A 25,851-nucleotide genomic window follows, 5' to 3' on the forward strand; every position below is an offset into this window, starting at 1 on the left:
TTACTGTAACAGACAAATATGCCAGGTATAGTCACGAGATTTGCTCCATCACCAACAGGATTTTTGCACATTGGAGGAGCTCGTACTGCTTTATTCAATTGGCTCTATGCAAAGCATCATGGTGGCAGGTTTTTGCTAAGAATTGAGGACACCGACAGAAAACGTTCAACGAAAGAAGCAATTGATGCAATTATAGAAGGGCTAAGATGGCTCGGTGTGAGCTATGATGGGGAAATAGTATATCAGTCAAAAAGAATAGAGCGGCATAAAGAAGTAGCAAACCTTTTAGTTGAGAAGGGTAGGGCGTATCACTGTTATTGCCCTGAGGATGAAGTTGCAGAAAAGAAAATAAAAGCAAGAGAAGAGGGCAAGATATACAAGCATAAATGTACTACAAAACCTCCTTCTTGTCATCCAAGTAGCCGACACTGGAAAAATATGTGGTCACGCGCTGGAATGACATCGGGTGTGAGGTCAGTTGTCCGCTTTAAAGTGCCAGATTCGCAAGAGATCGTTGTTGATGATAAAATATACGGCCAAATCAAAGTAAATAGCGACCAGCTTGATGATATAGTGATCTTACGCTCTGACAACACTCCAACATATATTTTTGCTGTCGTAATTGACGATCATGATGCTGGAATAACTGATATAATACGCGGTTCTGACCATCTCACTAATACCTTTAAACATCTGCTAATATACCAGGCTCTTGATTTTGACATTCCACGCTTTGCACATGTGCCGCTTATCCATGGGGAAGATGGGAATAAGCTATCCAAAAGGCATGGTGCCACAAGCGTTTGCGATTATGAAAAGATGGGAATATTGCCAAAAGCGATGCGTAATTACTTGCTGAGACTTGGCTGGAGTCACGGCAACGATGAGATTATTAGCGATGAGCAAGCAATAGAGTGGTTTAATTTAGAAAGTATTGGTCGTTCACCTGCACGGCTCGATTTCAAAAAACTGGAGCATTTGAATAACCACTATATTAGTAATATGAGCAATGAAGATATTCTGACTCTAATGCTTAGAGAAAATACTCTAACTGACAAAAAAAAGAACTATTTATTACAGGGGCTAACGGAACTAAAAAAAAGAGCAAATTACCTGGCTGAACTGCTGGATTTAGCAAAATTTTATATTCAAGATCCGCCACTTGATTTAAGTGAAGAGGCTGAGCAAATTGTCAAATCTAACCTCGATATAATCAAGTTACTCGCGTCATTTCTGTCAAAGATCGGTGATGAAAATTGGAATAAGGGTTTTTTATCTTCTCAGATCAAGGAATGTGCAAAATTGCACGATATGAAAATAAGCGATGTATACCACTCATTACGCGCCCCTATAACTGGAGTAATGGATGCACCTGGAATCATTGATATCATGGTGATTCTTGGTAAAGATGAGTGTATAAGAAGGTTACAAGCAATTTAAATGAAATAAGAAAATTTCTTGACAAGCTTTGCCAGCCCCTTTATCATGACAGTGAAGCTATTGTATTTGCTTTCGCCAATCTGCAGATTAAAAGGTAAGGATTACTTAATGTATCGGCGTCTTATGTTTAATTTTTTGCAGTATATAGATACTGTATGTCTTTACAAAACTTCATCTACATCTAGATTTTTATCTAAATAAGCTGAACGCGCTTACAAAGCGTTACAAGACATCAAAAAATGCCAATACTCGACAAAGATAGTAAAAGACTAGCTAACTCGGGGATTCTTTGTCTTTTTTTCTGCTTGGTAAATTTCTTAAACATTTGCAGCGTAGGTTAGTTGCAATTAAAAGCAGCTGAATTTCGCTTGTCAAGCGTTTAAAACATAAAAAACGCCAATATTTTAAAGCGGATAATAACCACGGGGCTTCTTTTGCCTTTTTTTTCGTTTGGTAAATTTCTTAATGTTTATAGCTAAACGACAATCGTCATCCCGCTGCTTGTTAGCGGGATCTAGAGATACCGCGAATGAATCGCGGTATGACGGTTCGTGGCGGTATGACGGTTCGCGGCGGCATGACAATAAGCTCGTCATCCCGCTACGTGTTAGTGGCTGAGATACTGCGGCGGTATGACGTAGGATTGCTGTCATCCCGCTACTTGTTAGCGCCGCGGCGGCATGACGTCTTAACTATAGAAAACTTGTATAGATTTTTTCTACTTCTGTGATATCATAAGCCTGTAATGATAAAATAAGTAAATATGGATAAGTCAGCGTATGAGATCATAGAACATGAGTATGACGTGGTAGTAGTAGGTGCAGGTGGAGCAGGGCTCAGAGCAACGCTTGGGATGGCTGCAACTAATTTTTCAGTTGCCTGCATTTCTAAAATTTTCCCTACACGAAGTCATACAGTTGCAGCACAAGGCGGAATTAGTGCAGCTTTAGGTAATATCGGTGAAGACGATTGGCGCTGGCATGCATATGACACAATAAAAGGTTCAGACTGGCTTGGTGATCAAGATGCAATAGAATATATGTGTAAAAACGCTGCTAAAGCTGTTATTGAACTTGAAAATTTTGGCGTACCTTTTTCTCGTACAGAAGATGGCAAAATATACCAGCGCTCTTTTGGTGGAATGACAACTCACTTTGGTAAAGGAAAATCAGCGCAGCGCACTTGTGCGGCAGCAGATAAAACTGGGCACGCAATCCTTCACACTCTATATCAGCAGTGTCTTAAATTCAACGCTGAATTTTTTGTTGAATACTTTGTGATTGATTTAATTATGGATAGCGAAACATGCTGCGGAGTTCTTGCTTGGTCGCTATGCGACGGCACATTACATAGATTTCGCGCGCATAGGGTGGTGCTAGCAACAGGTGGATATGGACGTGTTTATTTCTCTGCAACAAGTGCGCATACCTGCACAGGTGATGGTAACGGCATGGTAGTAAGGGCTGGATTACCACTTGAAGATATGGAATTTGTACAATTTCATCCAACAGGAATATATGGCTCAGGGTGCTTGATGACAGAAGGATGCCGTGGCGAAGGGGGATATCTCGTTAATTCTCAGGGCGAAAAGTTTATGGAACGTTACGCACCAAAAGCAAAAGATTTAGCTTCCCGTGATGTGGTAAGTCGTGCAATAACAATTGAAATTAGAGAGGGAAGGGGAGTTGGGCCGAAAAAAGATTACATGTATTTAACTATAGCGCATCTTGATCCGGAAGTAATAAAACTCAGATTGCCGGGCATTAGCGAAACCGCAAGAACTTTTGCTGGAGTTGATGTCACTAAAGATCCAATACCGGTCATTCCGACTGTTCACTATAACATGGGTGGCATTCCAACCAATTATTATGGAGAAGTGATCACGCTGAAGCAAGGTAAGGAAGAAGTGGTAGATGGACTATTTGCAATTGGAGAAGCTGCGTGTGTCTCTGTGCACGGTGCAAATCGACTTGGCTCTAACTCGCTTCTTGATCTTGTGGTTTTTGGTAGAGCTGCAGCGCTCAGAGCAAAAGAGAAGCTAAAATCCGGTACACCACATAAAAAATTGCATTCAGACTGCACAGACTGGATAGTAGATAGATTTAATAAAATGCGATTTGCCTCCGGTGGGCTAAAAGTAGCAAAAATACGCAGTGAAATGCAGAACACTATGCAAAAATACGCATCAGTTTTCCGTGTTGCTGAAGTTTTAGAAGAAGGCAAAAAAGCTATAAAAAAGGTAGCAAAAATGATGCCTGATATTTCACTTGAGGATCGCAGTATGATGTGGAATAGTGATTTAGTTGAAGCACTGGAGCTTGCTAACATGATCCCACAAGCGGTTATTACCATGGAATGCGCAGCTAATCGCGAGGAAAGCAGAGGTGCCCATGCTCGTGAAGACTTTCCTGAACGTGATGACAAAAACTGGATGAAGCACACTATAGCGTGGCTTGAAGAAAAGAAAGGGCAAATTAACGTAAAAATTGATTATAAAAAAGTGGCTGAAAAAACTCTGAGCGGTGAGATTGATTTCATAGCGCCAGAGAAGAGGGTTTACTAGTTACACTATCCCTACACAATTTTTCAACGAGTTTTATTGATATGGCACTCATTTTAGTGTCTGGAGGACTCTCAGTATGCTCTGATTGATTTGATGATTTTTGCACCTCTTGCTCTTCTAAATCGTTGGACTTATTTTCTATATCTTTAACAGAGTTATTGCATTGTGTATCATTTTTTGGTGCATTATCTTGAAGTGTAAGTTGCTTTTCTTCAGTAAACTTTCCTTTAATTTTTCCAAATCCTTCATAAATATTTTCTAAATTCAAGTAAATAAGATAACAAACTCCAATAACTGCTATAATAGATGAGGCAGTTGCAATTGTAATAATTCCTTGAGAAGCACTGAATATTGCTGCACAGGCTAAAGCAGCAAATACAAGCGTTGTCACTGCTTTACAAGCAACATTATTGATGTACTTCACAATATCGCGTGCTTTTAACTTCCTGCCAAAATTGCACTTCAGTTCAGTTCTCATATCATCTGGAATAAGCGCTCTACCCGTTGGTTTCTCTATTCCTTTTATAGTTTTATAATACTCTTTGCTCCATAATCTTTCGGGTAGTATTAACTGCTTTGGGTCAACACCATTTTGCAATAATTTTACACAGAACTTGATCGTGTTATCACGGCTCTTAGGATTGACCAAATTATGTTTATCTTTTGTCGTCTTAGTAATTAGCGCTACTTGTAGTGGTGTGCGTTCTTTTTCGTTAGCGGCGTTTGCAGCTTTACTAAATTTCTCTTTTTCCACCGAATTTAAAATCAACTCTAAACATGTAACTTTTTGTTCTCCTTTGAATGAAGCAATATAGTGCAGAGCATTTTTTTCATCTTTATCTTGCACAGTAATATCTGCACCATTTTGTAGAAATAACTCTAAGGTTTTATACCTGCCAGTATCCTTAAATTCTTTTTTTATTACATTCTTTATTTTATTTTTCAATGAAGGTTCTTTACTCTTTTCTTGTATGCGCTGGAGTACCTGATGGAGCGGTGTTTGCCCTTCCTTGTTAGTAGTATTTACAGCATCATCTTTATTTGAAATCAACTCTAAACATGTAACTTTTTGTTCTCCTTTTAGTAAAGCAATATAGTGCAGAGCATTTTTTCCATCTTTATCTTGCACAGTAATATCTGCACCGTTTTGTAAAAATAACTCTAAGGCTTTATATCTATTTGTTTTTTCAAATTTTCTATCTGTACATGATCGATCCTCATTCTTTTCTTTTATATGCTGAAGCAACTGATGAAGAGGTGTTTGCTCTTTCCCGTTAACAGCATTTATAGCCTTACTAAATTCATCCTTACCTAAAGTCAACTTCAAACATGCAACTTTTTGTTCTCCTTTGAATGAAGCAATATAGTGCAGAGCATTTTTTTCATCTTTATCTTGCACAGTAATATCTGCACCGTTTTGTAGAAATAACTCTAAGGTTTTATACCTGCCAGTATCCTTAAATTCTTTTTTTACTACATTTTTTATTTTATTTTTCAATGAAGGCTCTTTACTCTTTTCTTGTATGCGCTGGAGTAGTTGATAGAGCGGTGTTTGCCCTTCTTTGTTTTTATCATTTACAGCTTTTATAAATTGCTCTTTTTGACCTGCTTTTAGCAATATATTGAGAAGTTCAAGTTTTTGTTTTGTTTCAGGTTTAACAATCAAGTGTAAAGCATTATTACCATCTGTGTCTTTAAGGCTAATATCTGCCCCTTTTTGCAATAGTTCTTTAAAAAGTTTTTTATCACTATTTTTAATTACTGGATGTAATAGATAATTATCATTACTATCTGGAGTATTTATGGTATGTGGTATAATTTCTTTAATTTTTGCTTCTGTATTGATTCTTATTTCTGGCTTTAATTTAGATTGCTTTCCTTGCTCTGCTAATTTTTCTAAGAAATTACGATAGTATGTCTTTTGCTCTTCTTTTAAGTCTTGTAATTTTTTTGTAGATAATCCTAAATTATCAGAGCTGGCCCCATGCTCTAACAATTTTGTAAGAAACTTAAGTGTGTTATCGTTATCTTGGATTGTATGAGACTCATGTTTTTCTTTTGTTATCTTGTTAATTAGTGCCACCTGAAGAGGAGTTTTTTCGTCCTGATTTTCACTATCAACAAGTTGTGCTAAATCTTCCTTGGTGACCGTTTTTATTAGGGTACCCAGAAACTTGCATTTCTGTTTCTTTTCCAACGACGCAATGAGGTGTAAAATATTTTTCCCTTCTTCAGCTTTTATGCTGCTAATATCCGTACAATCTTTTAGATATTTTCTAAATTTCCTGTTATTTCCATTTTTGATCGCTTTTAGTAGTAGAGCATTGTTATTTGTTATTTCGTTGCTTATTTCTACTTCATGATCATCTTCAACATCACTGCCGTAGCCACTCTCTGTTTCGCTGTCCCTACGGTTGTGGGTAAAACAATATCTGCTATTATAAGTAATTTCTGAAATTGCTTGTCCTATTTCCTCTTTTTTTATAGGGTCTAGTTCTTTCGATATTTTTCTATTCAATACCGGAAGAAAGCATTGGACATAATACTTATAATATTTTTCTTGTTCTCTAAGTGATTCTTCTAATTTAGTTAGTACTTCAGAGCTAGCACCTTCCTCAAATAACCTTTTACACTTCTTGAGGGTTCCATCTTGACCTCTTGGTTTTTCACGCTTGTGTTCTTCTTTTTTTACCTTTCTCTCTATAATGCCATATAATTGTTCGTCTTTTCTATCCTGCTCTTGCTTTTTATTTTTATCTATGCATTCACCTAATTTATCTGCATTAGTAGTTAGTGCAGTTATATCTATACCCATACTAAAACCTCAATATTAAAAGCTATTTAAGTTGTCAGCACTAAACTAACAACCAAGAAGTTTGACTTTTAAATTGAGCTAAACGTTGTATATGTGATCAAAATATAGGTGGAAAGGCAGAAAATTAATTTCTGTGAGAAAATTTGCCGTCATAGTTAAACCTCACTTGAACAGTTGCTACTATTTTAACCATTTAATCTTAAAAAATAATAAATATAGCTAAACTGTGAAATGTGCTATTGGCTAAAATAGGATAAGAAACTATAGCTGCAAATATCCAAATTGATGTTTTTATCAGTCTTCCAGGCTTGGTTTTTCTTCTGATTTTTTAAGTCTTTCTTTATTTAGTATGGAGCTTATCTCTTCTACACTTTTATCAATATCATCATTGATTATTACATAATCATATTTATCACGTTTGCTTATCTCTTTTTGAGCTTCGGCTAATCTGCGCTCTATTTCGCTTGCATCATCACTATTACGCTTTTGCAAACGCAACCTAAGCTCTTCCATTGAAGGGGGAAGTATAAAAATACTTACAACTTTTTTTCTCATGAGCTTGAATAAGTGAAATGCTCCTTGCCAGTCTATGCTGAGTAAAACGCTTATTCCATTGCTTAAGTTTTGCTCTATAAAATTTCTTGGTATACCATAAAAATTCTCAAAAACTTTGGCGTATTCAAGCATTTGGCCAGCTTTGCATAACTCGTGAAATTTTTCTTCGGTAACGAAAAAATAGTCTTTTCCATTTATTTCGCCGGGGCGAGGCTTGCGTGTAGTCATAGAAACAGACCTAACTAAATTAGTTGATTGCTCAAGTAATTTTGCTGATATAGTAGTTTTTCCAGCTCCAGAAGGGGAGGATAGAACCAATAATACGCCCTCACTTTTTACGGTCATTTTTCTTTGCATTTTTTAACATGGTGCTTTTTGGATCAGAGTTTAAAAAGCTAGAACCTTCTAAATTAGAATTTGATAAGTTGGTGCCAATAAGAGAAGAATTATCAAAGACAGTATAGCGCAAATCGGTTTTTTCAAAATTTGCCTTATTCAAATTAACGTTTACAAACTTTGCTCTACTCAATGTTGAATTAGAAAAATCGGCATTTTCTAAATTCATATTCTTAAATTCAAAGTAAGAATAATTTACATTAAATTTTTCACCCTGTGATATTTTCTCTTGCAAATCTTTAATCGAAGTTATAGCATTTTCTGAACCTGCAAGTTTTTTCTGTCCTTTATTGTCAATCAAAATTGAATTATCAAATTTGCAACCTGTTAAGTGAGCATCAACAACTGAACTTTTATATATGCTTGAAGAGAGAAAAGACATATCACTAATTGTTGAATTACTCAAATTGCTAAGAAAAAAACTAGTTTTCCTAAAGGCATTAGCGTGAAGCAAAGAAGATCTGAAATCGCTTTCAATAAAATTTGAATTAGTTACTTTTAAATTGGACCAACTCGAATTATCAGCTAATAAATTAAAGAATGTTGAATTTTCTATTTCACTGGAATCAATATTATGGCGAGAAAGTGTACTGTTATAAACTTGAGAGTCTTGGATTTTTATCTTATACATTGAAGTTGTAGAAAGGTCTGAATCTTCTATCTTCGCAGAGGTGAATAGTGAATGGTCAAAAAATGAGCCATTCATGTTAGAATTTGCAACTTTAGTATTATGAAACTTTCCGTGACGAATGTCAGCATTAGAGACATTAACTTGATGCAGTTCACTAAAACTAAAATCAATATTGGATAAATCAGCATCATGAAGATTTGCTTCAGAAACATATGCATGTTTTATCTTGGAACCATTTAGTATAGATTGAACAAAACTTGAATTATCGTCATTCACATAGGAAATTTGTGTGTTGCTTAAATTAGCCTCGTCGAAGTTACTGTTAATTATGATAGAAGAATTAAGGCAGGCATCGGAAAGATTGCTACCTGTAAAGTCTGATTCTTTTAACTCTGCACCATATATGTTAGCATTTTTTAATGAAGAAAATTGTATCTTTAATTTATATGCATCCACTCCAAAGAAACTTGCATTATCAAGGTTGTTTTTCTGCATAACAGTATCGTTTATTTCACTATCACTAAAATTTACGTGGCTAACATTCGAGTTTGATAAGTTGGAGAAATTCATTTTCACATTCGAGAAATTAGTATGCAAACCAATTACGTTGTGCATACTTACTTTTTTGAGATCGGAACTGATAAAATCAGCATAACTAACATTAGACTGATCAAATACGATATCTGTTAAGTTTGCAGAAACAAATTTTGTAAAACTCAAATTTGTACCTTTTATTTTAATGCCATGTAAATTAGCATTGGAGAAATTAGCACCACGTAAATCAACATCAATGAAAGACACGTCGGATAAATCGGTGTTAGAAAAATCAGCACCAATCAGACTTACTCCATCAAAAACAGATTTACTTAGGTACAGTTGGTTAAAATTAGCTCCATTTAAGTTAGAACCAAAACCTTTCTTAAAATCTTCTGGCACGCCCTCTTTGTGGCACTGCACCAAAAATTCAGCAAAGTCTTTTTTACTGTAAGATACGTATTTTGCATCACGCAGAGCATTTAAAAAATCACTAATCTGATTTTTTTCATCATTTATTTCGTTTCCATAACATAAATGACCAACTAAAATTAATATCAAAAATCTAATCATCTTGCTTATCGCACTGTATTTCTTTCGTTTTCACAGCCCAATCGTACATTGCTGAGCTTTCTTTATTGTCTATTTTTCTATCCTCCAAAAGATGTGGCATCATTTCGGCAATCGCATTTATTATATTGATCTGCTTTTTTTCGATTGCTATATCAATTGGGGATTGAAAATTATTGTTAACTACTCTAAGATCAGCACCTTGTAATAAGAGAAAGCGCACTATGTCTACCTCACCTTGTTTAACTGAATAAATGAGAGGAGTATCACCCAATTTATTTCTAAACCTTAGTATCTCTTGAATTGTTAATCCAATTTTTTCTAGCTTACTTATTACTCCTCTTAAGCAAGTTAAGTTGTTCTTCTTAATGCAGTAAAAAAATTGCTTACTGTAATCATCAATAAACACAGTTGTAGGAAGATGCTCATTAAGGCTATCATATTGTCGTTTATATATTGACTTGCTTTGTATGTCTTTATGACCCCATTCTTTTATTGGTTCTCTGTTTAGCTTTGTCCATTTTTGTAAACTTTTCTTTTCACTTTGCTCTTCTTCATCTTTTTTAGTTATAGGTTTTACTCTATTGCGGTCCTTGGAATTACTGTTTGTTTCTTTCACTTTTTTTTCTTCAAACTGATTCTCTACTTTTTCTTTTTTTCCCTCTAATAATTGACTCGCATCACTTTTTGAAAGTTCATTATCTTTTATATCAATCTTCTGATCAGCTTGTAGATTTTTTTGCGGGTTAGCTGTATTCTCATTTAAATCAGCACTTAAAGGCAAAGGCTCTGGTTTCAAATCTTTATTCACTTCTTTATTGGCCACATTTGGTAAATTTTGAGCAAATTTGTCTGTGCTTCCTTCTAGCTGGTCATTTGGCAAATCTTTATCAATCCTTTCACCTTCACTTATAGTTTTTTCAACCACGAAAGCTTTGTTCTCGTTGTGTTGCAGTTTCTCTTTATCGGTAGTGCCGTCTAATCTTTTGCTCTCAGCCTCTTGTGTTTGTTTAGCATCGACGTTGCTTTTCAACTCATCTTTTTGATTTGTGCTATCTTGCTTCCTTACACCTACATTTTCGTTTTTATGAACTGATTCAATTTTCTTTTCTTCAAGCTGCTCTACGGCAAACAGGATGGGTGATCCGAATACGACAGCTAATAATATAAAATATAAAATATTCTTCATAAATATCCCAAGCATAAGCTTAATTAAAATGATACTATAATCAAATGATTAATCTACAGTAAAAAATGCCTTAGGATTTAATTTATAAAAAAACAATAGATTTTTTGTATCTGTTCAGGGGCATCGCAAATATTGAAGCAAAGTGGTCATGTACGAACATTGTGATTTGAATCCGCTAGGGAGGATGTCATCCCAGTGCCCTGACTACTTGGATCCAGGAATTTTGATTAGAGATTAAGTTGGTGAGTATAAAAGTAGCTAACCTTATGTTAAAACACAATATTTTTGGTGAGGGGTTGTATTAAAAGCTGGATTCCAGACTGGAATGACACCGTCATAAAGGAACCAGTGTCAGCTACTTGCATGACACCCTGACAACCGTCATCCCGCTACTTGTTAGCGGGATCTATGCTCAGAGATACCGCGAATGAATCGCGGTATGACGTAGGACTGCTCCCCAGAAAGCTACACATTAAACCTAAAGTGCATTATATCACCATCTTGCACGATGTAATCTCTGCCTTCAAAGCGAATTTTTCCTGCGTCTTTACAAGCCGGTTCACTTCCATACTTTATGTAGTCTGCAAAGCCTATCGTTTCTGCTTTTATAAAGCCTTTCTCAAAATCAGTGTGGATTACACCTGCTGCTTTATCGGCTGTTGACCCTATTTTTACTGGCCAAGCTCGTGCTTCTTTTGGCCCTACAGTAAAGAAAGTTATCATACTCAGCACTTCATACATAATACGCGCTACTCCATCAAGCCCTGATTCTTGTAAGCCAAATTCTGATAAAAAACTCTGTTTTTCCTCTTCACTATCAAGATTTGCAATATCTGCTTCGAGTTTTGCTGAAATGCAATAAAATTTGCTTTTATTTTCCTCTGCCATTCTCTCTACCTTTTTAGATAATTCATTGCCAGTTATAACATTTGTATCTTCAACATTGCAAACGTACATAACGGGCTTTGTTGTCAGCAATTGAAGCAACTTCATCTCATCTCCATCGATATTCTCCAAACTTCTTGCAGGTCTACCTGATTTTAAAGTAGCCAGTACCTCTTGCATTAATTCAAGTTGTCTCTTTAGCTCTTTATCACCTTGCTTTGCTTTCTTTTCCAATTGAGGAAGCCTTTTTTCTATGCTATCAATATCAGCTAGGATTAATTCCATTTCTACCACTTCAGCATCTGATATTGGATCTATTTTACTGTGTACATGGCTGATATCGTCATCCGTAAAGCACCTGAGCAGATGAACGATGGCATCAACTTCTCTGATATGGCTTAAAAATTTATTGCCGAGCCCTTCACCTTTACTCGCACCCTTTACCAGACCTGCAATATCTACAACTTCTAATTGGTTGTAGATTACCTTCTCTGAGCCTGCAATTGCTGCGATTTGTTTCAAACGTTGATCTTTTATCGAAATCTTGCCTATATTTGGCTCGATTGTGCAAAAAGGATAATTTGCAGCTTCGGCTGCACTTGACTCTGTAAGCGCATTAAATAAGGTTGATTTTCCTATGTTTGGTAACCCAACTATACCACAGTTAAAGCTCATATTTGCTATTTAAAGTTATAACTATTGCATAATTTAAAAATTTCTGCTATACTTAATTAGTTGCTTATTAATAATTTTGTTGGTATAGTAACATATAGCTTAAATTAAGGTAAAAACTATGACTACAGCTGAGGAACGGAAACTACCAAGTGATTTCCTTGATGTTGAGAGTGAAGTAACTTCTTTAAGTAGTAGTTCTTACCCTGATAATTTCCATGTAGGACAAGCAATTGGTAATGGAAGCTGCTTTTTTGACTCATTCAGACAAGGTCTAGAACAGCAGAAGGGGATAGAAGTTACTGTTGAGCAGTTACGAGAAGACTGTAAAGAATTTGCGCAAAAGAATCCACCAAAGTGGTTTACAAATGCAATTGTCAATAGTCATGATAACAATGGCCAGCACCGTAGTGAAACTGTAGATGATTATACAGCAGACATTATGCGTAACAGTAGGTGGGGTGATCCTGACGTTGAAGGCAGAATACTTTGTGAAAAGTATAAGGTAAAGCTACATGTTATAGAGAACCAGACTGTTGATAACCAAGATCTGTCTTTGCATGAATTAATAGACAATTCAGGTTCAAAAAGTGCAGGTGAATACAATAAAGTTGATTATGATGATAGTAGTATTGTGCATGTAATAAACAAAGGCGGATTGCATTTCGAACCATTGCTTGATAGAAATAAAAGTTTAGCAAAACAACTGCAAGAGGAAACCAAACTTAAACAAGAGCAAGAACAAGAAGATTTCCTATTAGCAAAAAAACTGCAGCTAGACGAGATCTTAGAATATTGTAACCTTTCAAAGGATATCTCTGAGAGAGCAGAGGTTGAAAAGGGATTTGATAAGTTATTGGCAGAAAATGCTGATGGAAAAATTGGTGATGTTGTAGAGCAGTGCGTTAGTGATATAAAGCAGCGCATAGAGCAGCAAAACCCTTCAAGTTTACTAAGATGTGGTAAGGAATCGATGGCAGAACCATTTCATCAACAACGAGCACCACAACTTGTAAAATCTTAATAGCCCTGTATATTTTTATATAGGGCTTTTGCAAGCATTTCATATAATATGAACTTGCAGTACGTACTAACCTAAATGCAAGTTGACCATGAGACTAGTTTAATTATTGATGCCATAGAGGAATTTGGTGGTGAGGCTAGGCTTGTCGGCGGGTGTGTGAGAGACTCAATTTTGCAGCGTGATGTCCACGACATCGATTTAGCTACTAATTTGCTTCCCAATCAAACGATTAAAGCGCTAAAACTCCGTAATATTAAAACTATTCCAACTGGCTTAAAACATGGAACTATCACTGCGGTTCTAAATCAAAGATCTTTTGAGATCACAACACTAAGGCATGATGTGAAATGTGATGGTAGGCATGCAAAAGTAGAATTTACCAATAATTGGCAAGCGGATGCTTCAAGGCGCGACTTTACATTTAATGCTCTGTATGCAGATAAGCATGGCCATATATATGACTACTTTGGTGGTATAGAGGACTTAAAAGCGCGAAGGTTAAACTTTATAGGCAACGCTGAAGATAGAATTAAAGAAGACTATCTACGTATTTTAAGAGCATTTCGTTTTCATGCAAAAATATGTGTCGGAGATTTGAGTGATGAAATACTAAACGTATGCAAAAAGCATTCGCATATGATTCAAAACCTCTCTGGAGAGAGAATAAGAGATGAAATACTTAAATTGCTGGAGTGCAATGATCCTTTTCCAACACTTAAGAGCATGCAAGAATCTGATGTTTTGCAAAAGATTATCCCAAAAGAAGTAAAATGCGAAATTCTGTCTTCGTCACTTCTTTTCGGCACTGATGCACTAGTAAAATTAGCGTTACTCCTTAGGACCACCAAAAATGACAGGCTAAGTCTTGGAGAATATGTAAGTAAGTTTCTACGTCTTTCAAACAAGCAAAAGAAAAAGCTGTTATTTTTATTATCCAACGATATCAAAACAGAACTCTCAGAAAAAGAGCAAAAAAAATACATATCTTTATTTGGTAGAGAATTATATTGTGATTTAATAAAAATTTGTGGTGTTGAGTCTGGAGAAAATATTGACAAATACATTTCATTTGCTGATACATTCAATATTCCAAAATTTCCTTTATCTGGCGATGATTTAATAAGTATAGGTCACCAGCCAGGAAAAAGTTTAGGTAGAAACTTGGAATTGCTAAAACAACATTGGGAAGATAGCTCCTACACTTTAACAAAAGAGGAGCTGGTGCTTTATGCTAAGAGCCTATTCTAACTGCTTTCTGACTGTTCAATGAATGTATGCTTGCAATATTAGGGGAACTCATAGAGGAATTAGGTATATGTTCTTTTTTAGCTTTTTCTGTTAATTGATATTCGTTTACTCCTCCTTGAGTTTGATTACACATTCCCTGATCTGGAGATAAAAATTTATCTCTTATGCTTAATGCCAGTTGTAACTCTTGAATCTTATTTGAAAAACATTTCATTTTAGCCTCTGTTAATTTTCCTGTAACAATTTCTTTAAGCAATTCTCCTGAGTCGTTATTATTATTATTCTTGCTATTAAAGCTGTGCAAGATAGAGTCTACAATCTTATTTACCCCTTCTTGTTTGTTAAATTCTAATTTTTTTACGCATTTTCTAACAGAAGGTGACAACTTGGCTTTTAACGTGTCATCTCGTAGTTCTTTACCCATATTTTTTCCAATGTTACAATGTTCGTTGACAACTTCTTTAACCTTAGCTTCTATGATCTCCCTTGCGGATTGTTTCAAATTACTTTCTAATAATTCAAGCAGCTTACTGCTTTCAAATTTGCCATCATCTTGATTTGATAGAGACTTTATAGTTTCATTAAGCACGTTATGGCAAAAGTGTTTCTTTTCAAATTCAGAAAAACTTTTTTTCAACTCTTTATTTTTATCAGATAAAAATTTATCGCAATTCTCATTCCCACGAAGCTTAGATAAACCCTTTGGAATTTTTGACTTCATAGAACCAGTAGTTGATTTTGCAGTAGATACTGTACTCACTGTATCTGGCGCTTTAGTTTTTGTTTGCCCTTGTGTATCTTTCTCTGTTAACTTCCCATTTTGTTGTTCATCTTTAGCTGGTGAACTTTCAATTTGTTGATTTTTTAATGTCAGATTTTCATCAAGTGTTTTTGTACGCTCTCCAATAGAAAATATTGCAACATTTCTTGCTCTTTCTAATTTTGCATTCAGATGTTCAACTTGCTCTTGTAACTCTTCTTTTTTTTTCTTCGATTTTTCTTTCCTGACTTCTTCCACCCTTTCAAAAAGCTCGTTTATTTTATTGGTAAATTCTGCTCTGAGTTCAGTTAATTCTCTTCCCTGGCACCCTATCATCTCAGATTTTGCCTTCAACTTTACTAAAAGCTCTTTCTCTTGTTTATCTGTAACTTCTACCAATTCTCTATAATTCTTTTTAAGTCTTATAATTATAGATTGCAATTCTCTATTTTCCTTTTTTAACGAGCTATTTTTTGATTGTAAGTCCGCTTTAAGCCTTATGATTATAGATCGCAATTCTTCAATTTTCACTTCCAATAAGCCATTTTTTGATTGTAAGTCTTCAACCTGCTGTGCTTGATCACTATTTTTATCCGTTGTTTCGACGTATTCGGTCTGCATTGCTATATCGTGAAATGTTACTTTATTAGTTTGAACCTCTCCATCCTTACTTATTACTCCACTTTGGCTCTCTCTTACTGCTACTTCAGGTTTTAAGTCAACTTGAACACTTCCATCTATTGTCTTAAAAGCATCAGTTTGAACTTCATTAGACTTCTTTCAAAATTGTTAGAGGGAGTGTAAGATGAAGTATTTGAAAGCATGAAATATAAGGAAATAGAAAAGTTAGAAGGAGAAAAGTTTCGACGTTTAACAGGGGTAAAAAAAGCAACATTTGAGCAAATGGTAGAAATTCTAGAAGTGGAGGATAAAAGAAAAAAAGCTAGAAGTGGAAGAAAAAGTAAACTTTGCATAGAAGAAAGGCTACTTATGGCACTGGAATATATAAGAGAATATCGTACATATTTTCATATTGGGCAAAGCTATGGCATGAGTGAAAGTAACAGTTTTAAAATAATAAGATGGGTAGAAGACATATTAATAAAACATCCAGATTTTGCATTACCAGGAAAAAAAGAGCTATTAAAGAGTGATGTAGAATATGAAGTTTTAGTAATAGATGGAACTGAAACGCCAGTAGAGAGACCAAAAAAAAGCAAAAGCCCTTCTACTCTGGAAAGAAAAAAAGGCATACTATAAAAACACAAATAGTAACAGAGAGGAAGAGTAAAAAAGTCATATGCACATCTTTCTCGAATGGTAGAAAACACGATTTTCGGATGTTTAGAGAATCAAAGGTAGCAGTATTGCCGCAAACTAAAATCTTAGCTGATGCCGGCTACAGGGGAATGCAGAAGATACACAAAAATGTTGTATTACCGCACATGAAAACGAAAAAGAATCCGTTAAGCAAAGAACAAAAAAAAGAGAACAGAGCACTTATGAGCCAAAGGGCAATTGTTGAAAACGTAATTGGCTTATTGAAAAGGTTTAAAATCATCTCGGACAGGTATAGAAACCGACGAAAACGTTTTGGTTTAAGGTTTAATTTGATTGCTGCAATTCACAATTTTGAGCTCCCTACATGAATTTTGAAAGAAGTCTATTGTTTGCAGTAGTTTTATCGTAGTACAAAATATTTTCTGCCCATCTATTCCATCTCTTGGGCAATATTCGTCCAATCGTTTTTAGAAACAACCAAGCAAATACAGTAGACCAACTGTATTTTTTTTCCTTTCGTTTAACATTAATTTCATAATTAGCCGTATTATTAATATTTGGCATAAAATTACCTTGTTTTTTAACTTTAATTTACAGAAAATTTTAACAGTGATAAAGTTATATATGTTAGTGTAAATGTTAAATAAATACTAACGCAGGTGTCAAATTATGGTAAAGTCTTTGCCCACCTAATACACTTTATAGCTAATCCAAGAAAAGTTTTCCTACGTCATACCGCCGCGGTATCTCTAGATCCCGCTAACAAGTAGCGGGATGACGAATTTTTGTTTTTCAAATTATCGGTAAACCAAGTCACTTTAGCTATAAGCAGAAATACACGTGTTTGTAAGTACAGCATTTGCTTTTTCTATCGCTCTTGCTAACATTTCCTGTTCATTGTTCTGATTTTTCACATTGATTACCTGAGCAGCCAAGTTTGCAGGAAAAGTGACCAAACTGACTTCCCATAATTCCACTTGTTTTAACACTCTAGCTCCACTTTTATGATCAACATCATACTCTATAGGTATATAGCCGATGGAAAGTCCGTTAATTGCCCCAGTTTTGAGCATCAAATACACTTCTTCTGCTTTCTGAATACCCAAAAGTAAATGTGCAATTATATATAGACCAACATCATTTTCGTAAATATCTATGATACTACCTATAGGTTCGTCAGGATTATGCTGCCAAAGGAGTTTTATTTTATTTCTATTTAAATTTTCCTTAAATGCTCCAGGCAATATCAGATCATTTTGTTTATCAACTATATTAAAAACGCTAGCATAACCAGAAAATACACCGTTTTCTCCTATGCTTTTTATTGACAATGGTGAATAGAGAAATTTCTTATTCATAAAGCCTCCTGTAGTATTGGGAATTTTGTTTCGCAATGCACTGCGATATAATTCTATTATATGCAGTGCTCTAAAAGGGGGAAGCACTTTTCTTAGTTACTAAAAACGCTAAATTGTAATATGGTACAATGTTACAACGATGTCATGAAAGTAGCTGAAACTGGTTCCTTTATGACGGCAGTACCTTCTCCTGTCATCCGAGTAGCCTCCTTTTTTTGTCATCCCAGTGCTTGACACTGGGATCCAGCCTTTCCATAATCATCAAAACATTGTATTGTAACGTAAAACGGCTACTTTTATGCTTACCAACTTAATAAAATTCCTGGATCCCAGTGTCTGGGCACTGGGATGACACCCTACTTAACCGTCATACCGCGATTCATTCGCGGTATCTCTTAACATAGATCCCTTACTTAACCGTCATACCTTAACATAGATCCTGCTAACAAGCAGCGGGATGACGAGGTTATCGTCACGCCGCCACGAACCGTCATACCGCGATTCATTCGCGGTATCTCTTAACATAGATCCCTTACTTAACCGTCATACCTTAACATAGATCCCGCTAACAAGCAGCGGGATGACGAGGTTATCGTCACGCCGCCACGAACCGTCATACCGCGATTCATTCGCGGTATCTCTTAACATAGATCCCTTACTTAACCGTCATACCTTAACATAGATCCCGCTAACAAGCAGCGGGATGACGAGGTTATCGTCACGCCGCCACGAACCGTCATACCGCGATTCATTCGCGGTATCTCTTAACATAGATCCCTTACTTAACCGTCATACCTTAACATAGATCCCGCTAACAAGCAGCGGGATGACGGTTGTCGTTTAGCCATAAACATTAAGAAATTTACCAAATGAAAAAAAAGGCAAAAGAAGCCCTGGGGTTATTATCTGCTTTAAAATATTGGCGTTTTTTATGTTTTAAACGTTTGACAAGCGAAATTCAGCTGCTTTTAATTGCAACTAACTTACGCTGCAAACGTTTAAGAAATTTACTAAGCAGAAAAAAAGACAAAGAATCCCCGAGTTAGCTAGTCTTTTACTATCTCTGTCGAGTATTGGCATTTTTTGATGTCTTGTAACGCTTTATAAGCGCGTTCAGCTTATTTAGATAAAAATCTAGATGTAGATGAAGTTTTGTAAAGACATACAGTATCTATATACTGCAAAAAATTGAACATAAGACGCCGATACATTAAGTAATCCTTACCTTTTAATCTGCAGATTGGCGAAAGCAAATACAATAGCTTCAGTTTCATGATAAGGGCGCTGGCGGAGTTTGTCAAGCAAGTTTTTAGCCCTGTCTCCTTGCTATAATGTTCATATCGATAGAAAAGCAAAAGAATAGAATGAAATATCAAGTGATATCCTCTATAATTAAATTTTTTGAATGAAGAGATGACGGTTCGCGTAGGAATTAATGGTCTGGGTAGAATAGGCAGAGGCGTATTGCGTGCTATTTTCGAAATAGAAGAATATAGCAAACAAATAGAAGTTGTAGCTGTCAATGGATCGCTCGGTGCTGAGCAGCATGCACATTTGATTAAATATGATTCTGTTCATGGCAAATTCAGTGGTGATATTGATTTTAATGAGTCTCAAAATTGGATTTCTATAAATGGCAAAAAGTTTTCTTTATATAGAGAACGGAATCCTGAAAATATTCCTTGGAATGTTGATGTAATACTTGAATGTACTGGTGCATTCAATAAACTTGAAGAAGCAATAAGGCACAATGCAGAGAAAGTAATTGTCTCTGCTCCAGTTCCGGATGCTGATGTCACTATAGTTTATGGTGTGAATGACGATATGCTCGAAAAAGAGCATAAAGTGATATCAGCAGGTTCTTGCACTACAAATTGCCTTGCTCCGATTGTGAAAGTCCTACACTCCAGTTTAGGTATAAAAAGCGGTTTTATGACTACTATACATGCCTACACGAATGATCAAAATGTTCTTGATGGTAATCATAAAGATTTGCGTAGAGCAAGGGCTTGCGGATTATCTATGGTGCCAACTACAACCGGGGCAGCAAAAACAATCGGTTCTGTAATTCCTGAATTAAAGGGAAAGCTAGATGGCACTGCCGTCAGAGTTCCGGTTAGCAATGTTTCTATGGTTGATTTTACATTTACGACTGATAAGAAAGCGACCGTTAAAGAAATCAATGAAATGTTTAAGGATGCAGCTCTCTCCTCTACGTCATTCCAGCGCGTGACGCTGGAATCTAATCCAGTGTCAGCTACTCGGATGACATCAGAGGGTACTAGGATGACAGAGGGTTATCCAATGTCAAATGTACTTTCTATATGCGAGGAACCTTTAGTCTCAATAGATTTTGTGCATAACCCTTATAGTGCAATTGTGGATTTAACTGGTACATATGTTACAGGTGATATATGCAGGGTTGCAGCGTGGTATGACAATGAGTGGGCTTTTTCGCTGAGAATGTTAGACATAGCATTATTGAGCTATAGTAAAGTATGAACTGGAACTCAAACAAATACGCCTCATTTTATGAGCACTTTGCGGAACTCAGAAAAAGAGTTATCTTTTGCTTTCTATTTTTTTGCGTTGCTTTTGGTTTTTGTTATTACTTTAAGGAAAATATATACCGTTTTTTACTCGCACCTTTAATAGAAGCAACAAAAGGTAGCGAAGGTTTTTCTTTAATTTACACAGACTTAACAGAGGCATTTTTTGTGTATCTCCAAGTTGCAATAATGAGCGCACTTTTGTTTTCTTTTCCTGTGTTTGCATGGCAATTTTATATGTTCTTAGCACCTGGGTTATATAAAAGTGAAAGGGCAGTGTTGTTGCCATACTTGATTGCAACACCGGTTTTATTTGTAACGGGAGCTACTGTAGTCTATTACTATATATTTCCTTTAGCCTGGAAGTTTTTCATCACTTTTGAACATAGTGGGAAATCTTTCGGTATACCAATAGAGTTTATGCCATCAGTTAGCGAATATTTAGACCTCGTTCTCCAATTTATGTTTGCTTTTGGCACTGCATTTCAAATTCCAGTAATACTCACATTAATGGTGAGAGTAGGGTTACTCACTACACAAAGTTTGTCAAATAAACGCAGAATCGCGATAGTGGTAATTTTTATTATCGCTGCAATCTTAACTCCACCTGATGTATTAAGCCAAGTAGGGCTTGCAATACCTATGCTGATTCTATATGAATTGTCCATTCTGATATGTAGGTATATTGAAAAAAAGAAGACAAAGATTTAAACAAAGGAATCCCTCTTATCTCCTTTATATCACATTTTTAACTTACAACATTCTTATTCAGGACTTAAATATGGAAATGTTTCATAAATTGATTGTAATACTTTGTTAAGTTCAGCCTTACTTTTGATGATCAATAATACTGTATCATCACCTGCTATAGTTCCTATAATTCCTATGTTGTTGCTACTATTTAGCACATACTTCTTATCTAAAAAGTAAGCTAGACTGCTAGCTTGTCCTGGTTGGGTATGTAGTACTATTAAACCAAAATCCGAAATTTGCATATTAAGTATCAATGGTAATTGATACTGGTTGATATCGATTACTTTATATACACCAGCAACTTTGGCAATTTTAAGTTTTTTTAATTTCCTTGATAAAGTAGCCTGAGGAATGTTGTGCCCTCTTTCTTTAAGCAAGGTCTGTAAATCGCTCTGCTCTAAAATTTCATGATTTTGAATAATATTTAAAATATGTTCACCTAGTGTGTTGTCATGCATTATGCATTTTCCTCATATTGAATATGTAATAAGTATATTTGAAATTATATTCATTATTTCTTGACTATTCAATTTTTAATGTCTATATTCATAAGATGAATAAAATATGAATATAAATTAGTAATATGAAAAAATATATTTTAAATGCTATTATAGTGATAAGTATTCTATTAACAGGATGCAAGGAAGATAAACACGATAATATCATTAGATTTGCAATTTCTGCAGATTATCCACCTTTTGAATATTATGAAAATGGTAAATTTACTGGCTTTGACATTGAGCTTGCTCAATTAGTAGCAAAAGAGTTAGGTAAAGAAGCAATGTTTAAAGATATGCAGTTTAGTGCTATATTTGCAGCATTACAAAGTAATTCTGTAGATGCTGCTATATCTACTATTGGTAGTACAGAAGAGCGTGAAAAAAATTTTGATTTTTCAAATAGTTATTATACAGGGGAATTTGGTATTCTATATCACAAAAATAAACCCATAGCCGGTATAAACAATTTAACTCACAAGAAGATAGCCGTTCAACTAGGAACTGTCATGGAAATTTGGCTAAAAGAGCATGTTCCTACAACAGCTCAAATTATTGCTATAGACAATAATAATCAAGCTGTAGAAGCATTGAAGTCTGGTCATGTTGATGGCGTCCTAATTGATGAATTCCAAGGTAAAGTATTTAGCAAAAAAAATCCTGGTCTATCATGGTCAGCCATCGCTAAGTCAGATAATGGTTATTCTATTGCTGTGAATAAAGGATCTGATTTAAAGGATAAAATAAACGAGGCGTTAAAAAGTTTAGAAAGTAAAGGTGTAATACAAAAGATAGCAGAAAAATGGCTAGGAGATAACTGATGCAAGAATTAATTTCTAATTTCTTGTTTGTTGGAACAGGCCTTGCCTTTACTTTAAAATTATTGATTGGAGGACTGCTTTTAGGTATGAGTCTAGGAGGGTTATTTTCAGTACTCAGATATAATAAGATCTGTATTCCATTAATTAATGGAATTATATCTGTAATACGTGGCACCCCCCTTATATTACAGTTAAGTGTTGTTTATTTTATGACTCCAACCATTGCAGGAATTAAATTAAACATATTTAGTGCTGGCATTATAGCATTTGGTCTAAATAGCTGTGCTTATATTGCTGAGATTTTACGAGCTGGTATTGAAACTATATCAAAAAACCAGTTTGAAGCAGCTAAAACTTTACAAATACCTAGTTTCTATATGTGGAGAGATATTATATTACCACAAGTTATTAAAAATATTCTTCCTGCAATGATAAATGAGATCATTGCACTCCTTAAAGAAACGGCATTAATCTCTACTATTGGTGGTGTTGATATTATGCGCTCTGCGCAAATGCTTGCAGCAGAACAATTTACTTATTTTATACCACTTTGTCTTGCTGGGGCTTATTATTACGCTCTTGTATTACTAATTGAATATATAGGCAAAAAGATTGAACAGAAAGGTATATATGATAAAAATGCATAATGTTTGTAAATTATTTAATAATGTTCCAGTACTTAATAATATTAACCTGATTATAGAACAATCTATAGTTGGTCTTGCTGGTCCTTCTGGTAGTGGTAAATCAACATTGTTACGTTGTATACAAAAACTCGAAGTTTTAGATTCTGGTAGCATTGAATGCAATGATAGTACTGGTTTTGTATTTCAGGATTTTCAACTTTTCCCACATATGACTGTCTGGGAAAATCTTACATATGCTCCCAAACTTAAAAACAAAACTCAGGATCAAAGTGATTCACTACTTGAGTCTTTGGGTATTGCCTCTAAAAAAAATGATTACCCTAGTAATCTATCCGGTGGGCAAAAACAGCGGGTTGCGCTTGCCAGAAGCTTAATGATGAATCCAAGGATTCTATTATGCGATGAGCCAACGTCTGGTTTAGATGTAGCAACAATAGTCGACGTTGTGGAACTATTACAATCAGTTAGAGATATGGGTATTACTATGATTATCGCTTCTCACAATTTGGATTTTTTAACAAAAATATCAGATCGGATTATTCTGTTAAAAAACGGAAAAATAATTGTAGATATCAATCCTAAAGAAATTGATGAACCAACAAACTATTTAAAAAATAATTATTAAAAGAGAATCACTCATATCATACTGAGAGCTATAACAGATTTTAGCATCGAAAATTACATAATATACATTATGGAAAACAAAATTACATAATGTAAGAAGCAATGCTAAAAATAAAATCACATAATATAGCAAACTATAGCTAACCCAAGAAAGGTTTTCCTACGTCATACCGCCGCGATATCTCAGCATAGATTCCGCTAACAAGTAGCGGAATGACGAATTTTTGTTTTTCAAACTGTCGGTAAATCTAAGTCAGTTTAGCTATATGTGTCAAGCACTGGGATGACACCCTCCTGATGGGCCAAAATCACAATGTTCGTACAGTTATGGAATGAATCGCGGTATGACGTGTTGCTTTGATCAGCTATAAAGATGATGCTGCGGAAGTTTTTAGTACTTGCTCGCAACTTTCAACAATTTAATAGCACTGGTGTTTACAACCTCTCCGCCGACACGCTTAGTGACAAAAAACCTCACATAAGGTTTATTCGTATAAGGGTCTCTTAATATTCTCATTCCTCTGTTATCTACAATCTTATAAGCTTGTTTAAAATCTGCCATCGCAATTACTGGTAGCTGATTGTTTGGCACTGGTGGCATATCGGCAGACTGGTATACTGGCACTCCCATTAAGGTATCTGGAGCTTCAAGCGACAAACTTGGTTGCCAAAGATATTGACCTGTTTGAGATTTTAGCAGCCTAATGTCCTTCAACGTACTCCTGTTCATCAAAAATGATGCATTTTTGGAATAATATTCATCCAGAGAGTAATACAACATCATTATTGAATCACTATCTAATTTTTCAGTTTTAACTTGCTCTATTTTATTATAACTGTTTCCATTTTCATAAGCTAAAATTCCTTTTGGTTGAAAAGTGCCCTCACCCTTAATGAAGGCTTCGCTTTCTTCCTTACTAAAAGTCTCGGCAATCTTTTCCACCAGCCAACTCTCAACATCGACAAACGCATCATCGAGTAACTTTTGTGATATTTGTGGTTGAGCATATAACTCGTAAGTTGTGACGGAAATCTTTTGGATTTTGGGCGTGTCCGTATCTTTTGCAAAATCATACTTAGACTTATTGCCACCATCCTCATCATCTACTGTTTCACTGCTCCAACCTGCACCGGCGCGGTCAAAATCTTCTATAATGTAATCCAATGTTTCAGTAGAGATTCTTTGACTGGAGCATATTTGTCGCATTGGGGACGAATCAGTTACGCGCTTGTTTATGCGTTTTACAATATGCGGAGTAACTAGATACCCCCCGATATCACTGTTATCTCCACTGAGGGTTTTGTGTGATAAACCGCTTTCCATTCCCTTGCGGATATAATCAGAAAAATATTTATCGCTTGTGCTAAAATCTGTATTTACTTCTGGACGTTGAGCTGCAGTTTCGATCAAGTCTAAACGCTCTTTGCAACTATCAATGGCATTATTTACCTTGCATAGCTGCTCAATTGTTGCAGAATCAGCACGCCCTTTGCTTTCAATTTCTTTTAGTTTGCGATCATTTATTAATTTAAATTGCTCCCATGATGAAGCGAGTTCATTGATACGGTGAGCGATATCGGTGAGTGACATAATAGCCTCCTTTGAAAATGAAATGAAAATGGAAATAAGGTAATAGGAATGGTACTCATAGATGTTTCCCTACATCTGTACGAACATTGCAGGTGGCAGATGCAAGTAGCTGCACTGGAATCCCAAAAAAAGGATGATGTCATCCCAGTGCTCCCTTTCTTGTCATCCCAGTCTGGGATCCAGATTGGGCACTAAGTTGGTAAACACGAAAGCGCTTTACAACGTTTTTGATGGAATTGTGCGAAAGCCAGTGTCAAGCACTGGAATGACATCATCTGTTGTCTTCAAAAATAAATGTTCGTACAGTTATGTGCCCAGGCACTGGCATGATATCATTTGTTTATCTGTTGAAAATGTAAACCGAAAAATAGCGTGGCACTTTGTGCCACGCTTAGTACTGTAAGCTTAATCCAGTAATTAAATTAAGCGAGGTAAAATAAAAGATAAC

Annotated in this window: 23 protein-coding genes; 13 read left to right on the forward strand and 10 right to left on the reverse strand. The window is 35.5% G+C overall.

The features are described from left to right. The first annotated feature begins 18 nt into the window (after window positions 1-18). A complete protein-coding gene (gltX, locus tag ABWU72_RS06625; RefSeq protein WP_213863562.1) occupies window positions 19-1,440 on the forward strand; it encodes a glutamate--tRNA ligase in 1,422 nt (473 codons plus the stop codon). 763 nt (window positions 1,441-2,203) lie between these two features. After that, window positions 2,204-4,003, forward strand: coding sequence for a succinate dehydrogenase flavoprotein subunit (sdhA, locus tag ABWU72_RS06630; RefSeq protein ID WP_044471210.1), 1,800 nt, complete (start codon window positions 2,204-2,206; stop codon window positions 4,001-4,003). Here the strand turns inward: sdhA and ABWU72_RS06635 are convergent. From ABWU72_RS06635 to ychF, 5 genes are all read right to left on the reverse strand, one after another. Further along, window positions 3,975-6,818 carry an ankyrin repeat domain-containing protein gene (locus ABWU72_RS06635; protein ID WP_353283992.1) on the reverse strand — a complete coding sequence of 948 codons (2,844 nt, stop codon included), beginning with the start codon at window positions 6,816-6,818 and terminating at the stop codon, window positions 3,975-3,977. The two genes, sdhA and ABWU72_RS06635, sit on opposite strands and share 29 nt — an antisense overlap. A gap of 294 nt (window positions 6,819-7,112) precedes the next feature. Then, on the reverse strand, window positions 7,113-7,718 hold the full coding sequence (gmk, locus tag ABWU72_RS06640) for a guanylate kinase (protein WP_155968406.1): 606 nt from the start codon (window positions 7,716-7,718) through the stop codon (window positions 7,113-7,115). Continuing rightward, window positions 7,702-9,507, reverse strand: a complete 1,806-nt coding sequence (locus ABWU72_RS06645) for a pentapeptide repeat-containing protein (protein ID WP_155968408.1) — start codon at window positions 9,505-9,507, stop codon at window positions 7,702-7,704. Before ABWU72_RS06645 ends, gmk begins: the two co-directional genes overlap by 17 nt. Next, on the reverse strand, window positions 9,500-10,693 hold the full coding sequence (locus ABWU72_RS06650; RefSeq protein WP_196770133.1) for an ankyrin repeat domain-containing protein: 1,194 nt from the start codon (window positions 10,691-10,693) through the stop codon (window positions 9,500-9,502). Before ABWU72_RS06650 ends, ABWU72_RS06645 begins: the two co-directional genes overlap by 8 nt. Before the next feature lie 465 nt (window positions 10,694-11,158). Further along, window positions 11,159-12,253, reverse strand: coding sequence for a redox-regulated ATPase YchF (gene ychF / locus ABWU72_RS06655; RefSeq protein WP_155968412.1), 1,095 nt, complete (start codon window positions 12,251-12,253; stop codon window positions 11,159-11,161). A gap of 118 nt (window positions 12,254-12,371) precedes the next feature. Here ychF and ABWU72_RS06660 point away from each other — a divergent pair, with 118 nt between their 5' ends. Both ABWU72_RS06660 and ABWU72_RS06665 read left to right on the forward strand, forming a co-directional pair. Further along, window positions 12,372-13,274, forward strand: a complete 903-nt coding sequence (locus tag ABWU72_RS06660; protein ID WP_155968414.1) for a hypothetical protein — start codon at window positions 12,372-12,374, stop codon at window positions 13,272-13,274. Between the two features lie 75 nt (window positions 13,275-13,349). Next, entirely contained in the window at window positions 13,350-14,522 is a 1,173-nt protein-coding gene (locus ABWU72_RS06665) for a CCA tRNA nucleotidyltransferase (RefSeq protein ID WP_155968416.1), read from the forward strand. On the opposite strand, the gene ABWU72_RS06670 is transcribed toward ABWU72_RS06665, so the two are convergent. Further along, on the reverse strand, window positions 14,506-15,903 hold the full coding sequence (locus tag ABWU72_RS06670; protein ID WP_353283993.1) for a hypothetical protein: 1,398 nt from the start codon (window positions 15,901-15,903) through the stop codon (window positions 14,506-14,508). The two genes, ABWU72_RS06665 and ABWU72_RS06670, sit on opposite strands and share 17 nt — an antisense overlap. 201 nt (window positions 15,904-16,104) lie before the next feature. On the opposite strand from ABWU72_RS06670, the gene ABWU72_RS06675 reads away from it, so the two are divergent. Next, window positions 16,105-16,931 (forward strand): IS5 family transposase gene (locus ABWU72_RS06675; protein WP_236515026.1). Its coding sequence is split into 2 segments (ribosomal slippage): window positions 16,105-16,492 and window positions 16,492-16,931, totalling 828 coding nucleotides; the frame shifts between segments, so codons are not numbered across the junction. On the opposite strand, the gene ABWU72_RS06680 is transcribed toward ABWU72_RS06675, so the two are convergent. Both ABWU72_RS06680 and ABWU72_RS06685 read right to left on the reverse strand, forming a co-directional pair. Beyond that, window positions 16,924-17,127 carry a hypothetical protein gene (locus ABWU72_RS06680; RefSeq protein ID WP_353283994.1) on the reverse strand — a complete coding sequence of 68 codons (204 nt, stop codon included), beginning with the start codon at window positions 17,125-17,127 and terminating at the stop codon, window positions 16,924-16,926. The two genes, ABWU72_RS06675 and ABWU72_RS06680, sit on opposite strands and share 8 nt — an antisense overlap. Window positions 17,128-17,381: 254 nt before the next feature. Next, window positions 17,382-17,921, reverse strand: a complete 540-nt coding sequence (locus tag ABWU72_RS06685; protein ID WP_213863521.1) for an HK97 family phage prohead protease — start codon at window positions 17,919-17,921, stop codon at window positions 17,382-17,384. An 869-nt stretch (window positions 17,922-18,790) separates the two neighbouring features. Between ABWU72_RS06685 and ABWU72_RS06690 the strand changes: the two genes are divergently transcribed. The 3 genes from ABWU72_RS06690 to tatC all read left to right on the forward strand — a co-directional run bounded on the left by ABWU72_RS06690 (window position 18,791) and on the right by tatC (window position 21,181). Further along, window positions 18,791-18,967 carry a hypothetical protein gene (locus ABWU72_RS06690; protein ID WP_155968420.1) on the forward strand — a complete coding sequence of 59 codons (177 nt, stop codon included), beginning with the start codon at window positions 18,791-18,793 and terminating at the stop codon, window positions 18,965-18,967. A gap of 367 nt (window positions 18,968-19,334) precedes the next feature. After that, window positions 19,335-20,423 (forward strand): type I glyceraldehyde-3-phosphate dehydrogenase, encoded by a 1,089-nt coding sequence (locus ABWU72_RS06695; protein WP_353284069.1) that lies wholly within the window; start codon window positions 19,335-19,337, stop codon window positions 20,421-20,423. After that, window positions 20,420-21,181, forward strand: a complete 762-nt coding sequence (gene tatC / locus ABWU72_RS06700; protein WP_012673114.1) for a twin-arginine translocase subunit TatC — start codon at window positions 20,420-20,422, stop codon at window positions 21,179-21,181. The genes ABWU72_RS06695 and tatC overlap by 4 nt, the downstream gene beginning before the upstream one ends. 53 nt (window positions 21,182-21,234) lie before the next feature. On the opposite strand, the gene ABWU72_RS06705 is transcribed toward tatC, so the two are convergent. Next, entirely contained in the window at window positions 21,235-21,681 is a 447-nt protein-coding gene (locus ABWU72_RS06705) for an arginine repressor (protein WP_155968422.1), read from the reverse strand. Between the two features lie 125 nt (window positions 21,682-21,806). On the opposite strand from ABWU72_RS06705, the gene ABWU72_RS06710 reads away from it, so the two are divergent. From ABWU72_RS06710 to ABWU72_RS06720, 3 genes are read left to right on the forward strand one after another with little or no spacing between them, the layout of a single operon-like run. After that, entirely contained in the window at window positions 21,807-22,541 is a 735-nt protein-coding gene (locus ABWU72_RS06710) for a substrate-binding periplasmic protein (RefSeq protein WP_155968424.1), read from the forward strand. Further along, complete coding sequence (locus ABWU72_RS06715) at window positions 22,541-23,188, forward strand: amino acid ABC transporter permease (protein WP_007548901.1); 648 nt, start codon at window positions 22,541-22,543, stop codon at window positions 23,186-23,188. Before ABWU72_RS06710 ends, ABWU72_RS06715 begins: the two co-directional genes overlap by 1 nt. After that, the gene (locus tag ABWU72_RS06720) at window positions 23,154-23,813 is read left to right on the forward strand and encodes an amino acid ABC transporter ATP-binding protein (protein ID WP_353283995.1); all 660 of its coding nucleotides are present in this window, start codon (window positions 23,154-23,156) and stop codon (window positions 23,811-23,813) included. Before ABWU72_RS06715 ends, ABWU72_RS06720 begins: the two co-directional genes overlap by 35 nt. Window positions 23,814-24,203: 390 nt before the next feature. On the opposite strand, the gene ABWU72_RS06725 is transcribed toward ABWU72_RS06720, so the two are convergent. After that, window positions 24,204-25,403, reverse strand: coding sequence for a phage major capsid protein (locus ABWU72_RS06725; RefSeq protein WP_265024347.1), 1,200 nt, complete (start codon window positions 25,401-25,403; stop codon window positions 24,204-24,206). Between the two features lie 48 nt (window positions 25,404-25,451). Here ABWU72_RS06725 and ABWU72_RS06730 point away from each other — a divergent pair, with 48 nt between their 5' ends. After that, complete coding sequence (locus ABWU72_RS06730; protein ID WP_213863518.1) at window positions 25,452-25,598, forward strand: hypothetical protein; 147 nt, start codon at window positions 25,452-25,454, stop codon at window positions 25,596-25,598. Between the two features lies 1 nt (window position 25,599). Then, the gene (locus ABWU72_RS06735) at window positions 25,600-25,806 is read left to right on the forward strand and encodes a hypothetical protein (protein ID WP_213863517.1); all 207 of its coding nucleotides are present in this window, start codon (window positions 25,600-25,602) and stop codon (window positions 25,804-25,806) included. The last annotated feature ends 45 nt before the right edge of the window (window positions 25,807-25,851 follow it).

Origin of the sequence: Wolbachia endosymbiont (group A) of Lypha dubia (assembly GCF_964028575.1) — a bacterium.
Classification (GTDB): Bacteria; Pseudomonadota; Alphaproteobacteria; order Rickettsiales; family Anaplasmataceae; genus Wolbachia; species Wolbachia pipientis.

Excerpts from the sequence above, each read along its gene's own strand:
- gltX (WP_213863562.1), top strand. The coding sequence starts at position 19 with ATGCCAGGTATAGTCACGAGATTTGCTCCATCACCAACAGGATTTTTG.
- sdhA (WP_044471210.1), top strand. The coding sequence starts at position 2,204 with ATGGATAAGTCAGCGTATGAGATCATAGAACATGAGTATGACGTGGTA.
- ABWU72_RS06635 (WP_353283992.1), bottom strand. The coding sequence starts at position 6,818 with ATGGGTATAGATATAACTGCACTAACTACTAATGCAGATAAATTAGGT.
- gmk (WP_155968406.1), bottom strand. The coding sequence starts at position 7,718 with ATGACCGTAAAAAGTGAGGGCGTATTATTGGTTCTATCCTCCCCTTCT.
- ABWU72_RS06645 (WP_155968408.1), bottom strand. The coding sequence starts at position 9,507 with ATGATTAGATTTTTGATATTAATTTTAGTTGGTCATTTATGTTATGGA.
- ABWU72_RS06650 (WP_196770133.1), bottom strand. The coding sequence starts at position 10,693 with ATGAAGAATATTTTATATTTTATATTATTAGCTGTCGTATTCGGATCA.
- ychF (WP_155968412.1), bottom strand. The coding sequence starts at position 12,253 with ATGAGCTTTAACTGTGGTATAGTTGGGTTACCAAACATAGGAAAATCA.
- ABWU72_RS06660 (WP_155968414.1), top strand. The coding sequence starts at position 12,372 with ATGACTACAGCTGAGGAACGGAAACTACCAAGTGATTTCCTTGATGTT.
- ABWU72_RS06665 (WP_155968416.1), top strand. The coding sequence starts at position 13,350 with ATGCAAGTTGACCATGAGACTAGTTTAATTATTGATGCCATAGAGGAA.
- ABWU72_RS06670 (WP_353283993.1), bottom strand. The coding sequence starts at position 15,903 with ATGCAGACCGAATACGTCGAAACAACGGATAAAAATAGTGATCAAGCA.
- ABWU72_RS06680 (WP_353283994.1), bottom strand. The coding sequence starts at position 17,127 with ATGCCAAATATTAATAATACGGCTAATTATGAAATTAATGTTAAACGA.
- ABWU72_RS06685 (WP_213863521.1), bottom strand. The coding sequence starts at position 17,921 with ATGAATAAGAAATTTCTCTATTCACCATTGTCAATAAAAAGCATAGGA.
- ABWU72_RS06690 (WP_155968420.1), top strand. The coding sequence starts at position 18,791 with ATGAAAAAAAAGGCAAAAGAAGCCCTGGGGTTATTATCTGCTTTAAAA.
- ABWU72_RS06695 (WP_353284069.1), top strand. The coding sequence starts at position 19,335 with ATGACGGTTCGCGTAGGAATTAATGGTCTGGGTAGAATAGGCAGAGGC.
- tatC (WP_012673114.1), top strand. The coding sequence starts at position 20,420 with ATGAACTGGAACTCAAACAAATACGCCTCATTTTATGAGCACTTTGCG.
- ABWU72_RS06705 (WP_155968422.1), bottom strand. The coding sequence starts at position 21,681 with ATGCATGACAACACACTAGGTGAACATATTTTAAATATTATTCAAAAT.
- ABWU72_RS06710 (WP_155968424.1), top strand. The coding sequence starts at position 21,807 with ATGAAAAAATATATTTTAAATGCTATTATAGTGATAAGTATTCTATTA.
- ABWU72_RS06715 (WP_007548901.1), top strand. The coding sequence starts at position 22,541 with ATGCAAGAATTAATTTCTAATTTCTTGTTTGTTGGAACAGGCCTTGCC.
- ABWU72_RS06725 (WP_265024347.1), bottom strand. The coding sequence starts at position 25,403 with ATGTCACTCACCGATATCGCTCACCGTATCAATGAACTCGCTTCATCA.
- ABWU72_RS06730 (WP_213863518.1), top strand. The coding sequence starts at position 25,452 with ATGGTACTCATAGATGTTTCCCTACATCTGTACGAACATTGCAGGTGG.